This window comes from Methylophilus sp. QUAN (genome assembly GCF_015354445.1).
GTDB lineage: Bacteria > Pseudomonadota > Gammaproteobacteria > Burkholderiales > Methylophilaceae > Methylophilus.
The window spans coordinates 1,512,038-1,524,161 of the sequence record NZ_JADKYT010000001.1; the positions used below are offsets into that span (position 1 = coordinate 1,512,038).

General features: G+C 48.2%; 14 protein-coding genes and 2 tRNA genes. 11 read left to right on the plus strand and 5 right to left on the minus strand.

Going from position 1 to position 12,124, the window contains the following annotated elements:
- Positions 1-45: 45 nt before the first annotated feature.
- Positions 46-1,590 (minus strand): transglycosylase SLT domain-containing protein, encoded by a 1,545-nt coding sequence (locus INP79_RS07440; protein WP_194753550.1) that lies wholly within the window; start codon positions 1,588-1,590, stop codon positions 46-48.
- Between the two features lie 214 nt (positions 1,591-1,804).
- Complete coding sequence (gene gloB, locus INP79_RS07445; protein WP_194753551.1) at positions 1,805-2,584, minus strand: hydroxyacylglutathione hydrolase; 780 nt, start codon at positions 2,582-2,584, stop codon at positions 1,805-1,807.
- 101 nt (positions 2,585-2,685) lie between these two features.
- Between gloB and INP79_RS07450 the strand changes: the two genes are divergently transcribed.
- The 7 genes from INP79_RS07450 to rfbD all read left to right on the plus strand — a co-directional run bounded on the left by INP79_RS07450 (position 2,686) and on the right by rfbD (position 8,165).
- The gene (locus tag INP79_RS07450; RefSeq protein ID WP_194753552.1) at positions 2,686-3,480 is read left to right on the plus strand and encodes a class I SAM-dependent methyltransferase; all 795 of its coding nucleotides are present in this window, start codon (positions 2,686-2,688) and stop codon (positions 3,478-3,480) included.
- Entirely contained in the window at positions 3,470-3,895 is a 426-nt protein-coding gene (gene rnhA / locus INP79_RS07455) for a ribonuclease HI (protein ID WP_370583246.1), read from the plus strand. Before INP79_RS07450 ends, rnhA begins: the two co-directional genes overlap by 11 nt.
- A 12-nt stretch (positions 3,896-3,907) precedes the next feature.
- Positions 3,908-4,588 (plus strand): DNA polymerase III subunit epsilon, encoded by a 681-nt coding sequence (dnaQ, locus tag INP79_RS07460; protein ID WP_194753554.1) that lies wholly within the window; start codon positions 3,908-3,910, stop codon positions 4,586-4,588.
- Positions 4,589-4,709: 121 nt separating this feature from the next.
- Positions 4,710-5,795, plus strand: a complete 1,086-nt coding sequence (gene rfbB / locus INP79_RS07465; protein WP_194753555.1) for a dTDP-glucose 4,6-dehydratase — start codon at positions 4,710-4,712, stop codon at positions 5,793-5,795.
- Positions 5,795-6,676 carry a glucose-1-phosphate thymidylyltransferase RfbA gene (rfbA, locus tag INP79_RS07470; RefSeq protein WP_194753556.1) on the plus strand — a complete coding sequence of 294 codons (882 nt, stop codon included), beginning with the start codon at positions 5,795-5,797 and terminating at the stop codon, positions 6,674-6,676. The genes rfbB and rfbA overlap by 1 nt, the downstream gene beginning before the upstream one ends.
- Positions 6,676-7,227, plus strand: coding sequence for a dTDP-4-dehydrorhamnose 3,5-epimerase (gene rfbC / locus INP79_RS07475; protein ID WP_194753557.1), 552 nt, complete (start codon positions 6,676-6,678; stop codon positions 7,225-7,227). The genes rfbA and rfbC overlap by 1 nt, the downstream gene beginning before the upstream one ends.
- Positions 7,228-7,244: 17 nt before the next feature.
- The gene (gene rfbD / locus INP79_RS07480) at positions 7,245-8,165 is read left to right on the plus strand and encodes a dTDP-4-dehydrorhamnose reductase (protein WP_194753558.1); all 921 of its coding nucleotides are present in this window, start codon (positions 7,245-7,247) and stop codon (positions 8,163-8,165) included.
- A 29-nt stretch (positions 8,166-8,194) separates the two neighbouring features.
- On the opposite strand, the gene queD is transcribed toward rfbD, so the two are convergent.
- On the minus strand, positions 8,195-8,641 hold the full coding sequence (queD, locus tag INP79_RS07485; protein WP_194753559.1) for a 6-carboxytetrahydropterin synthase QueD: 447 nt from the start codon (positions 8,639-8,641) through the stop codon (positions 8,195-8,197).
- 116 nt (positions 8,642-8,757) lie between these two features.
- Complete coding sequence (locus INP79_RS07490) at positions 8,758-8,931, minus strand: hypothetical protein (RefSeq protein ID WP_228519760.1); 174 nt, start codon at positions 8,929-8,931, stop codon at positions 8,758-8,760.
- Between the two features lie 221 nt (positions 8,932-9,152).
- Here INP79_RS07490 and INP79_RS07495 point away from each other — a divergent pair, with 221 nt between their 5' ends.
- The 4 genes from INP79_RS07495 to INP79_RS07510 all read left to right on the plus strand — a co-directional run bounded on the left by INP79_RS07495 (position 9,153) and on the right by INP79_RS07510 (position 11,518).
- Positions 9,153-9,683 carry a glutathione peroxidase gene (locus INP79_RS07495; RefSeq protein WP_370583236.1) on the plus strand — a complete coding sequence of 177 codons (531 nt, stop codon included), beginning with the start codon at positions 9,153-9,155 and terminating at the stop codon, positions 9,681-9,683.
- 179 nt (positions 9,684-9,862) lie between these two features.
- Positions 9,863-9,938: transfer RNA gene (locus INP79_RS07500), tRNA-Ala, on the plus strand.
- An 87-nt stretch (positions 9,939-10,025) separates the two neighbouring features.
- Positions 10,026-10,101 (plus strand) — tRNA-Glu (locus INP79_RS07505).
- Positions 10,102-10,339: 238 nt separating this feature from the next.
- Entirely contained in the window at positions 10,340-11,518 is a 1,179-nt protein-coding gene (locus tag INP79_RS07510; protein WP_194753560.1) for a site-specific integrase, read from the plus strand.
- Between the two features lie 65 nt (positions 11,519-11,583).
- On the opposite strand, the gene INP79_RS07515 is transcribed toward INP79_RS07510, so the two are convergent.
- Complete coding sequence (locus INP79_RS07515) at positions 11,584-12,120, minus strand: hypothetical protein (protein WP_194753561.1); 537 nt, start codon at positions 12,118-12,120, stop codon at positions 11,584-11,586.
- Between the last annotated feature and the right edge of the window lie 4 nt (positions 12,121-12,124).

The following is a 12,124-nucleotide window of genomic DNA, read 5'->3' on the forward strand; positions in this document are numbered from 1 at the left end:
ATCGTCGATTCGTCATGCGTCGTTTCATCATGGTGGCTCGCCGTGTCAGTGTTTGGTTTTTTTACTATGCGTTGTCGTGGTTTTTTTGTGCGTAGGGGATTGCCCGCTGCTACGCGTTTTGCTGTTAGCCGTTGTTTTCTTATGGCCCACTCTCGCACTGGTTTTTGAGCCATGTGACTGGCTGGCACTGCTTGTGCTGCTTTCCTGTTTTTCCAACTGCAATACCTGGCCAACGGCCAGGTTTTTGGACTTCAGGTGGTTTTGCTGCATGATTTGTTTGCTGCTGACGCCATAACGCTTAGCCAGTTTTGCCAATGTATCACCTTGTTTCACCTTATGCGAGATAGAGACTGATTTGGCGGAGGATTCTTTTTCGACCGGCATTTCAATCGGCAGTTGCGCCATGGCGGCGACATCAATGGGGCGCGTCAGGCCAGATTGCACACTGGCAGGCACTAATAGAGGCCTGCGAACAATCAGGTTGCGGTTAGGCTTGAGGTTGTTGGTGGCGCTCAGCTCATAAATACTGATGCCAAACTGGCTGGCAATGGCGCCCAGGCGCTCGCCACGTTTGGGTTGGTAGCTATGCCAGTTAGATAATGGGCGGTTATAACCACTGAGGTTATTGGTGAAGTTACTGGCAGCCCAGGTAGGCAGCAACAGTTTTTGATAGCTATTTTCGGTAATCAGCACCGGGCGCGTAAAGCTGGGGTTCAGCGCGTTAAACTCTTCCAGGGAAATCCCTGCCAGCTCAGCCGCTAGCTTGGCGTCAATTTTATTGGGCGCTTGTACCGTGGTGAAATAGGGTTTGTTAGGAATCTCGTTGAGCGTTAACCCATAGTTTTCTGGGCGGAAAATGATGTTTTTAATCGCCTGCAATTTTGGTACGTAATTACGCGTTTCGTCAGGCAAAGACAAATGCTGGTAGTCGGTTGGCAAGCCTAACTGGCGGTTACGCTCAATCGCACGTGCCACGGTGCCTTCGCCAGCATTGTAAGCAGCCAGCGCCAGGTCCCAGGCGCCAAACATGGTGTAGAGCTTTTGCAGGTAGTTAAGCGCAGCCTGGGTGGCTGCGGTGACATCTTTACGCGAGTCTTTCCAGTAGTTTTGTTTGAGGCCAAAGTCTTTACCGGTAGAGGGGATAAATTGCCAGATGCCAGAGGCTTTGCTGGTTGAAAGCGCCTTCGGGTTAAACCCACTTTCAATCATGGGCAACAGCGCAATTTCGGTCGGCATGCCTCTTTTTTCAACTTCAACCACAATGTGGTAAAGGTACTTTTTGCTGCGCTCCAGCATGCGTGACACGTAGTCAGGGCGTGAGGCGTACCATTGTTCGTGCTTGTTGGTGTAGGTAGAGTCAATGTCCGGCATGTTAAAGCCGTCACGGACGCGATCCCACAGGCTGTCTTGCAGCGTTAACGAGTCTTCAAACTGGTAACTGGAGTTGTAATTTTCTGATTCCGGGCCGCCATAACTTTCATCATAACTGCCGTTGTCGTCCGACATGCTGGCTGGCTCTACATATTCAGCCGATACCAGTAATGGAAAGGCTGAAAGGGCGGCACATAGCAGTAATTTTTTAAAACGCATGACGGTAATACTTAATCCTGAGACTGTTGCACAAGGTAATACTGAGAAAAACTTGCACATGCATTGATAAACCCGGGTGGCCGTTAGGGCCATGCCAACCAGCACGTGATTGGCGTAACGCATACAAGCGCTTTAAGGAGGACATCATTCTACGTTAATTTTTCAGTGAGACAAGTTTTTATGTCTACACAAGCGATTGCTATCAGCGTTGGCATTAGAAGTGGTTGCGCCGTGCGCGCAGCTCGGTAAACACATCAATCGCTGACCAGTGCTGAAAGGCGGCTTGTTGTGACAAGGCCTCGCAGCGCAAAAACGGGTTAGTGGCTAACTCCAGCGCCAGTGTTGTGGGCAAGGTAGGCAGATTCTGTGCGCGCAAGTGTGCGGTATTGCGTGCGCGTTGCTGCAAGTCTGCATTGTCGGCATCTATTGTTTGCGCAAAAGCAATATTGTGCGCGGTGTATTCATGTGCTGGGTAGATCAGCGTGTCTGCAGGCAGCGCTGCGATGTGTTGCAAGGAGGCGTACATTTGCGATGGCGTCCCTTCAAACAAGCGGCCACAGCCTGCGCCAAACAATACATCGCCGCTAAACAGGTACTGGCGATTGAGGTAATAGGCAATATGGTCCAGTGTATGTCCGGGCAGGGCCAGTACGTCGCAACTGAGCGCACCAAAGTGTTTGAATGTCAGGCGATCGCCTTGTTTGACGCGTGTGGCCTGTAAAGCCTGGTAAGCTGGATGATCACTCTCGGGGGCGTAGACGGTACATTGCCAGTGCTGCTGTAGCGCTGCGGCTCCGCCGACATGGTCAGCATGGTGATGGGTGAGCAGGATGCCATCCAACTGTAACTGGCGCGCCTGCAACGCCTGCTCAACGACCTCGGCATCACCAGGGTCAACCACCAGTGCATATTGGCCGCGGTGAATCAGCCATAAATAATTATCGCTAAAAGCGGGCAGTGCGGTGATCTCTATGCTTGCAGAAGTGTCGTGCATCCCGCATCATTGAAAAAATGGTCATGATTGTCAAGGCACAATCGTGTTTAGCCGCCTGTTTTACACTTTGTGTTATTTCTGGCATTTTTGGGAGCTTCATCTTGCAATCCAGCCAGCCAGCCAGCTTAAATGAAACTGCTTTTGATGCCATGGCGTTGGGCCGCTATATTGCCCAGCGCGAGATCCCGCTGTATGCACAAACGGTGGCAGATGTGTTTGGTTTCCATGCCTTGCAGATAGGCTGGCCGACGCACGATTTACTTGAGCATTGCCGCATCCCTTATAAACACTCCTTACAGCTCTCGGCGACACCAAAGGCTGCGCTATTGTGTGAAAGCGAGTTTTTGCCGTTTGCCGAACAGTCGGTTGACCTGGTGTGCATGCCGCATGTGCTTGAGCAGTGTGCTGACCCGCAACAAACGCTGCGCGAGGTATTTCGCGTGCTGGTGCCTGAGGGCACGGTGGTGCTTACAGGCATCACGCCAGTCAGTTGCCTGGGGTTGCGCGCCCGCGTGGGCCAATTTAAGCAAGCCGGGCACTTTGAGCGTTTGTTTACCGCCTGGCGTATACGTGATTGGCTAAGTGTGCTTGGCTTTGAAGTCGTGCATAGTGGCAGTTTGATTCATGCCTTGCCAATCAATGACCCGGTATGGCTGGCAAGGCAATCTTGCCTTGAGCGTTGGGGGCGGCACACCTGTGGCATGACCGGTGGCGTGTATTTTCTGATTGCCAAAAAAAGGGTCTTGAATGTGCGTTTGCTCAAACCTGACTGGAAGAAATCACCGCTCAACCATGCTTTGCAGGTGCGAAAAGGCCAGTCCAGCATACAAAAACAGGCACAAAAACAGTTAGAATGCGCGGATGTCGACTCAACAATGGATAGAAATGTACGCTGATGGTGCCTGCAAAGGCAACCCTGGCGTCGGGGGCTGGGGCGTTTGGCTCAAGGCGGGTGAACACGAAAAATCACTGTTTGGCGGTGAAGCACTGACCACCAATAACCGCATGGAGATGATGGCGGTGATTCAAGGGCTGCAAGCATTGAAAAAGCCTTCACAGGTGAAGGTTTATACAGACTCCAGTTATGTGCAAAAAGGCATGACAGAGTGGCTGGCAGGCTGGAAAAAGAAACAGTGGCGTACGGCGGATAAAAAACCAGTTAAAAATGCCGACTTATGGCAATTACTGGATGCACTGGCGGTCACGCACCAGATCGAATGGATCTGGGTAAAAGGCCATGCCGGTAATGAAGGCAATGAGCGCGCGGATGCACTGGCTAATCAGGGCGTGCTGACGGTTGCTGCGAGTTAAGAGGGGCTATTGATGAGACAGATTTTTCTTGATACGGAAACCACCGGTTTATACCCGGACCAAGGGCATCGTATTATTGAAATTGCCGCAGTAGAAATATTTAACCGCCGGCCCACCCAGCGCCATTTCCACATTTACATTAACCCCGAGCGCGAGATCGACCCTGGCGCGCAAGAGGTGCATGGTATTTCGCTGGAGTTTTTGCAAGATAAACCTTTGTTTGCCAGCATTGCCGAAGAGTTTGTCGCGTTTATCCGTGGTGCCGAGTTAATTATCCATAATGCGCCGTTTGATATCGGCTTTTTGAATATGGAACTCGCCAAGCTGGGCCAGGACAAGCTGGAAACCTATGTCAGCGGCATTATCGATACCTTGAAAATGGCCAAGGAAATGCGGCCTGGTCAACGTAACAATCTGGATGCCTTGTGCCGACACTTTGGCATTGATAACTCGCAGCGTACCTTGCACGGCGCCTTGCTGGATGCGGAGTTGCTGGCTGAAGTGTATATCGCCATGACGCGCGGCCAGGAGAGCCTGCTGATGGAGTTATCGAGCCCGGTAGAGCAAGCGACACATGCGCATCTGGCTGTAGACTTTTCTGCATTAAAGCTGGTCACTGCAGATGCAGAAGAATTGGGTGCGCATCAGCAATATATTGCAAGCTTAGCCAAGGCGGGCGCAAGCACCTGGTAGCCACTTTAGTGACTGATTAGCGCGGTGTCATATGTGTTAATCATGTCTTTGAATGGCCTGTTAATGCGCTAGTATGAAATTGTGTATTAATCAGTAAAATCACTTTGAATGTAGGTCTTTTATGCTCACAGAAACCATTGTAGTCACCGGCGGTGCCGGTTTTATTGGCAGCAACTTTGTGAATGCCTGGGTGGGGCACAAGCTAGGCAAAGTGATTAACCTGGATAAATTGACGTATGCTGGCAATATGGAAAATCTGGCTGGCATTAGCCAAAATCCTCACCATATTTTTGTGCACGCGGATATCGGTGATAGGACGGCGGTGAAATCCTTGCTGGAAACCCACAGACCACGCGCGGTACTTAACTTCGCTGCCGAGAGCCACGTTGACCGTTCCATTCATGGGCCTGATGCCTTTATTCAAACCAATGTCGTGGGCACCTTTAATTTGCTGGAAGAAGTACGCGCATATTGGCAAGCCTTACCGGTAGACGAGCAAGCGCAGTTCCGCTTTCTGCATGTTTCTACCGACGAAGTATACGGCTCACTGGGGCCGAATGACCCGGCGTTTAAAGAGACCAATACTTATCAGCCAAATAGTCCGTATTCGGCCTCCAAGGCCGCGTCTGACCATCTGGTCCGCGCCTATCACCATACCTATGGCTTGCCGACATTGACCACCAACTGTTCCAACAATTACGGTCCATATCATTTTCCGGAAAAACTGATTCCGCTGGTCATCCACAATGCTTTGTCTGGCAAACCGCTGCCGATTTATGGCAATGGCAGCAATATCCGCGACTGGCTGTATGTAGAGGACCATTGCAGTGCCATTCGCGAAGTGCTGGCCAAAGGCACGCCAGGCGAAACTTACAATATCGGCGGCTGGAATGAAAAAACCAACCTGGACGTGGTGCATACTTTGTGTGACATCCTCGATCAGGAACGGCCAACAGCGCAAGGCAGTTACCGTGACCAGATGACGTTTGTCAAAGACCGCCCTGGCCATGATGCGCGCTATGCGATTGATGCCAGCAAAATTGAGCAGGAACTTGGCTGGAAGCCGCAAGAAACCTTTGAAACCGGCATCCGTAAAACCGTGCGCTGGTATCTGGAGCATCATGAGTGGGTGGCACGTGTCACTAGCGGGGAATATCAGCATTGGCTCAACAAGAATTACCACGAACGTGGAGAGGAGCTCGCATAATGGCAAGAAAAGGCATTGTATTGGCAGGTGGCTCTGGCACACGCTTGTATCCGGTAACCCAGGTGGTTTCCAAGCAATTGTTGCCGGTCTACGACAAACCCATGATTTACTATCCCTTGTCGGCACTCATGCTGGCGGGGATACGCGAAGTGCTGATTATTTCCACGCCCATGGATACGCCGCGTTTTAAAGAGTTATTGGGCGATGGCAGCCAGTGGGGCATGCGGATTGAATATCAGGTACAACCGTCGCCAGATGGTTTGGCACAGGCATTTATTCTCGGTGAGTCTTTTATTGGCAACGATACCAGCGCACTTGTGCTGGGCGACAATATTTTCTATGGCCATGAGCTCGGTGAAATGGCCATGGCAGCAGGACAGCGCGAGCAGGGGGCGACAGTATTTGCCTATCCGGTGAATGATCCTGAGCGCTATGGCGTGGTCGAGTTTGATGCGCAAGGCACCGCGATTAGCCTGGAAGAAAAACCGACACAGCCTAAATCGCGTTATGCCGTCACCGGCCTCTATTTTTACGACCAGCGTGTGGTCGATATTGCCAAAAACCTCAAGCCTTCACCGCGTGGCGAGCTGGAAATTACCGATGTGAATAAACAGTACCTGGCTTGGGGTGACCTCAATGTGGAGGTTATGGGGCGTGGTATGGCCTGGCTGGATACTGGCACGCATGAGTCTTTGCTGGAAGCCAGTGGCTTTATCCAGACCATCGAAAAACGCCAGGGTCTGAAAATTTCCTGTCTGGAAGAGATTGCTTACCGCCAGGGATTTATCACGGCTGAGCAACTAGACAAATTGGCCGATAAATACGCCAAAAACGGCTATGGGCAATATCTGAAACAAATTCTCAAAGAGCAGGTGTTTTAATGCAAGTGGTGGCAACAAAGATTCCAGAGGTATTGATTCTGGAGCCTAAAGTCTTTGGCGATGCGCGTGGTTTTTTCCTCGAAAGCTTTAACGCCAATACCTTTAAAGACTGCACCGGGCTGGATGTGCAGTTTGTGCAAGATAACCACTCACGCTCTGGCAAAGGCGTGTTGCGCGGTCTGCATTACCAGATACAGCAACCGCAGGGCAAACTGGTGCGCGTGGTGCAGGGCGAGGTATTTGATGTCGCGGTGGATATGCGCAGTGATTCGCCTACCTTTGGCCAATGGACGGGGGTCCATTTAAGTGCAGAAAATCACCGTCAGTTTTGGGTGCCTGCCGGGTTTGCGCATGGCTTTGTCGTGTTGTCTGAGACGGCGGACTTCTTGTATAAAACTACCGATTATTACGCACCACAGCATGAAGCCTGCCTGAAGTGGGATGATGCCACGGTCGGCGTGGACTGGCCATTGACGCAGGCGCCTAGCCTGTCAGCCAAGGATCAGCAAGGCTTATCCTGGGCAGATGCACCTAAATTTGATGCTATTTGACCAACATTGATGCAGCCATGAAAAAAATTCTGTTAACCGGCGTCAGTGGTCAAGTGGGTCACGCATTGCAGCAACAATTGGCTTTAGAGCTAGCCAGTGAGTGGCAAATAGTAGCCTGTGACCGCCAGCAACTGGATTTAACGCAGCCTGAGCATATCAGGCGAACAGTGCGTGAAATCGCCCCAGATTTGATCATTCACCCGGCGGCCTACACGGCGGTAGATAAAGCGGAGTCTGAGCGTGAACTGGCTTATGCCATTAATGCGATAGCGCCTGGCGTATTGGCTGAGGAAGCCGCAACACTCAATGCCGGCTTGATTCATTTTTCTACTGATTATGTTTATGACGGTGCAAAGGATGCCCTTTATACCGAAACCGATGCCGTGAATCCGCTCAGCGTCTATGGCGCCAGCAAACTGGCTGGGGAAGAGGCGATTCGGCGTGTTGGGTTGCCGCACCTGATTCTACGCACTAGCTGGGTGTATGGCAGCTACGGTAAAAACTTCCTCAAAACGATTATCCGCCTGTCTCAGGAGCGCGAATACTTGCGTATTGTGGCAGATCAGTACGGCGCACCGACTGCGGATACGGCGATCGCCAAAGCTGTGACAGAACTAGTCACGCGCTGGCATCAGGGAGATGTGACACAAAGTGGTGTGTATCATCTGGTGAATAGTGGTGAAACCTCATGGTTCGGTTTTGCCAGTGAAATCGTGGCGCAGTATCGCGCGTTAGAAAGTGTACGTGGTTGGCCACCATTGGCAGTGAACGAGGTGCAGCCTATTGTGGCAGCTGAATATCCAACGCCAGCCAAGCGTCCGCAAAACTCAAGGCTTTCTACAGCCAAACTTGAGCAAACGTTTGGCGTGACTCTGCCTGAGTGGTCAATCGCGTTAAATCAGGTGATGGCCGAGTTGGCGATGATTGCGGCTGGTTAATTGGTCCGGCTAATTAAGTCGCCGTCAAATTAAGCTAGGTCAAACGCATCCGTCCAGCTATTGGGCGTTTCGTAAAGCCTGACTTTCATCAGCTTGAGATGGTTGCCAAAAGTGTCCCTGTATTGCGCTTTGAGTAACCTGAAAGCTTCTGCAGCCATGTTTTCGGCCGTTGGAATGGTCGGGAAGATAATGGTTTTATGATTGGGCAGGCTGTTGAGGAAGTCCAGCACAGCGGCATCTCCCTGAAAGACGAGGAAAGCATGGTCCCAGCGGTCAACAATGGTTTCGCGGGCAATGCGCTTTACGTCGGCAAAATCCATCACCATCCCGTTTTCTGAAGCATGCTCAGCGTGAATGATGTCACCCGAGAGCGTAATCTCTATGGCGTAACGGTGGCCGTGCAGATTGCGGCATTGACTTTTATGATCAGGAATACGATGTCCGGCATCAAATTCCAAGCGTGTAGTAATTTCCATCACGGCATTATATCAGGCAACGATATATCAGTAACCTTGCAGCACAGCCAATTGATGCATGCTGTGCGTGATGACGTTGTCAGGCACTATGGCCTGCATGCATACTGTCGGGCAGATTAATACAGGTCGTCAATATTCATTAAAGCATCTTCGTCAGCAGAGTAGTGCTTGTGGCTCTTCTCATAGCTGCCGTAGCTAGATTCGAAATCATCGACTTCATCGCCGGCAAAATCTTCCAGCATTTGATCAATTTTTTTAAATTTGTCGGTAGGCGTTGCTTTTTGTAACATGGTGATCTCCCAGTACATCGTTAATTTACTCAAACATGTCAGTCCTTACTGTTCTTAATAATGCATTAGCATAGACTATGCCAATCATCAGTTTTGTTCCTTACAATTTTATTAACGGCAACTATTAAAAAAAGTAAAATATGCGCCATTCATACAGAACAATCAAGCTAACTGGCTGTCTGTAAAGGCATAACATACACAAAAATGACAGGAGAGATGCAATGCGAGGTGTGATATTCATGTTGTTGGGCTTGGGAGGCTATTCATTGGCGCAGGCTGAATGCCTGCCAATATATCAACACCAATTTAAAACCCTGCAGGGGCAAACTGTCGATTTTTGTCAATTTCAGGACAAACCCATCCTGATTGTGAATACCGCCAGCAAGTGTGGCTTCACGCCACAGTTTGAAGCGCTGGAGTCTTTATATGACCAATATAAGGACAAGGGCCTGGTGGTGATTGGTTTTCCGTCTAATGACTTCAGGCAAGAGCCAGGCAATAACAAGCAAATTGGTGACTTTTGCAAGCTGACATATTCCGTCAAATTTCCCATGGTAGAAAAGTCCAGCGTCACCGGCAGTAGCGCAAACTCTTTGTATCAACAGTTAATCAAACAAACAGGGCAGGCACCGCAATGGAATTTCTATAAATATGTCATTCTGCCTGGCGGGCAAAAAGTGTATTCGTTTAATAGCATGACGCGGCCAGAGAGCGAAGACATCATGAGCAAGATCAAGCCTTATCTTAAATAATGCTCGTCACCACCGGCTGATTTGCTGATTTTTTCAGCAGGTCAGCGCGCCAAACAAAGCGATATACAGTTTTTTTAAAGATTTATGTTGAAAGCCGTTGACAAGACTTCTAGCCATCATTAATATGGCGCCTTCTTTGAATTGCACTGCAAAACAAAGAGCTGCATTACCAGGGATTCGGGGGTATAGCTCAGCTGGGAGAGCGCTTGCATGGCATGCAAGAGGTCAGCGGTTCGATCCCGCTTATCTCCACCAAGTGATTGAAAATATTGAATTTTTTAAAAATAAATATTTCAATTATTTGAAAAACTGGTATAATGCACGGGTTGTTAAATTTCTTAGGTCCCCATCGTCTAGAGGCCTAGGACACCTCCCTTTCACGGAGGCGACCGGGGTTCGAATCCCCGTGGGGACGCCAGATAACTACTAAGTAGTTAATCTTAAAATATAATTCCATTCGATTCTGAATATTAAGTGACCCTGCAGGTGCACCTTATGCATCTATGCGCTTATATTCATATTTATACAAAAATCGATTTGGAATTTATTATCTTCGAGTACAAAAAAACGGAGTAGATCGCAGGATTTCGCTTAGAACCCGAGATCCAGAGCTTGCGCGTCAATATTCATATCAGTTCGGTGCTAGAATCGCGCCTATGAAAATTAATGACAGAATCTCCGTTTGGGGTCTTAGAGTCACCGCCGACACATTTGAAGTTACTGACGTCAAAACAGAAGAAGAGGCTGCTCAAGTCGCAGCTCTGGCTTCAAAATATTTCGCTCACCAACAACAACTTGTTGCATCCAAAGCTTTGTCCGCTCCAGAAGATGAAGCGTTTTTTCCGCCAGTATTTCTAGCCGATGCCATTTATGAATACATTCTCTCCATTAGAGTGAGGCAAGAGACTTCAGAGGATAAGACGCCAGAAAAATCACTTAGGATGATGCAAAGTACCCTAAATGACTTATCAAGTAGGGTAGGCAATATTTACGTACATCAATTAACAGATCAACTCGTTTTAACAAAATGGCGTGAGCCGCGCAGACTGGAAGTTGCAGATTCAACCGTAAAACGTGACTTAAGCTTCATAAGGGGATTTTCGGAGTGGTGTGCAGAGAAAGGTCGAAACTATCTCGCCAAACCAATAGAAGTTACTCTTACAGTAAAGAAGAATACTACAGTTCATTACAATTATTTTTTAAAGGGTGAGATGGAAAAGATGATTAATCATCTTTTCCAAGTTAGAAAGCCTTGGCATTTTTGGTGCATGTTGATTGCAATTTACACAGGAGCAAGAGCTGGTGAAATTGGAGGCATTCGGATCGAATTCTTTGAAACGTTACACGGCATTGAAACGGTTTATATCCCTGGAACCAAAACGGAACCAAGCAAGAGACGCATACCTATACACCCTGATTTATTGGAAATTGGTTTATTAGAGTATGTTGCGCGCAGGAAGGAGAAAAAAGCGGAAATGATTTTTCCAATTAAAAAGTCTCCTACAAATGGCTGGGGGGCAGCGCCAAGTAAATGGTTTAGCAACCTTAAAACTAACATTTTTAAATTTCCTGAGGATACGGTATTTCATTCATTCAGACCGACTATCGTTGATGTAATGAAGCAGGCACTAGTAAATGCCGAATTGCGTTGCCAATACGTCGGGCATGAGTTCGACGATAGTGAGCATATTGATACCTATTCAAGAAACAAGATAAGGTTGGAAACTGTTAAAAAGGTTTTAGAGCACATCGACTACTCAAAATACTACGAAGATTTTTCAATTGATATTCAAGCCCTAAAGGTTAAGGCTAAAGAACTATTAAAAGAGGTTTGATCCATTGGCTGAAAAAACAGGTCGGCGGAATCAAGAAGCTATTGATTAATTCCGCCATCTCTTCATTACAGTGGTTGTCCCTGTGGGGCAAATGTTAATCCACCATTCATCCTAAAAGAGTTCGGTCTTAGATTTTGCTGCCAAAATGCACTTTCTCTAATCAGAATGTGTTTGAATAACTCAATATTATGACTGCCATTAACGTGTTGAAAATCGTCTGATTTGCAATGCCATTCGAATGCCAAGCTTGATTCTGGATTATAAATCAAGATTTCTGCGGCTATTGCGTACAATACTTGATGGTAAGGTTGTTCTCGAATCTCATCATAAATTTTGAAAATGGTGTGGTAAATATCTCGCAATACCACTTTTTGAAGAGATTTTTCAAAGTACTTTCTAAAATATTCTTCGGTGGATAATATTGGTTTGTCTAGTTTCCATTTAATCATGGTGTTTAACCATTCTGGATAATCATATCCACTTGTTCTGAATCTCGACTCCGCAAGTACGATTGGTGCTATTTCTGCGGCAGAATAAGCTTCTTCAATTTGAATGCATGTTACAGTAAGGTCTTGGCAAACTTTTTTTGGATAGTCTTTCATTTTA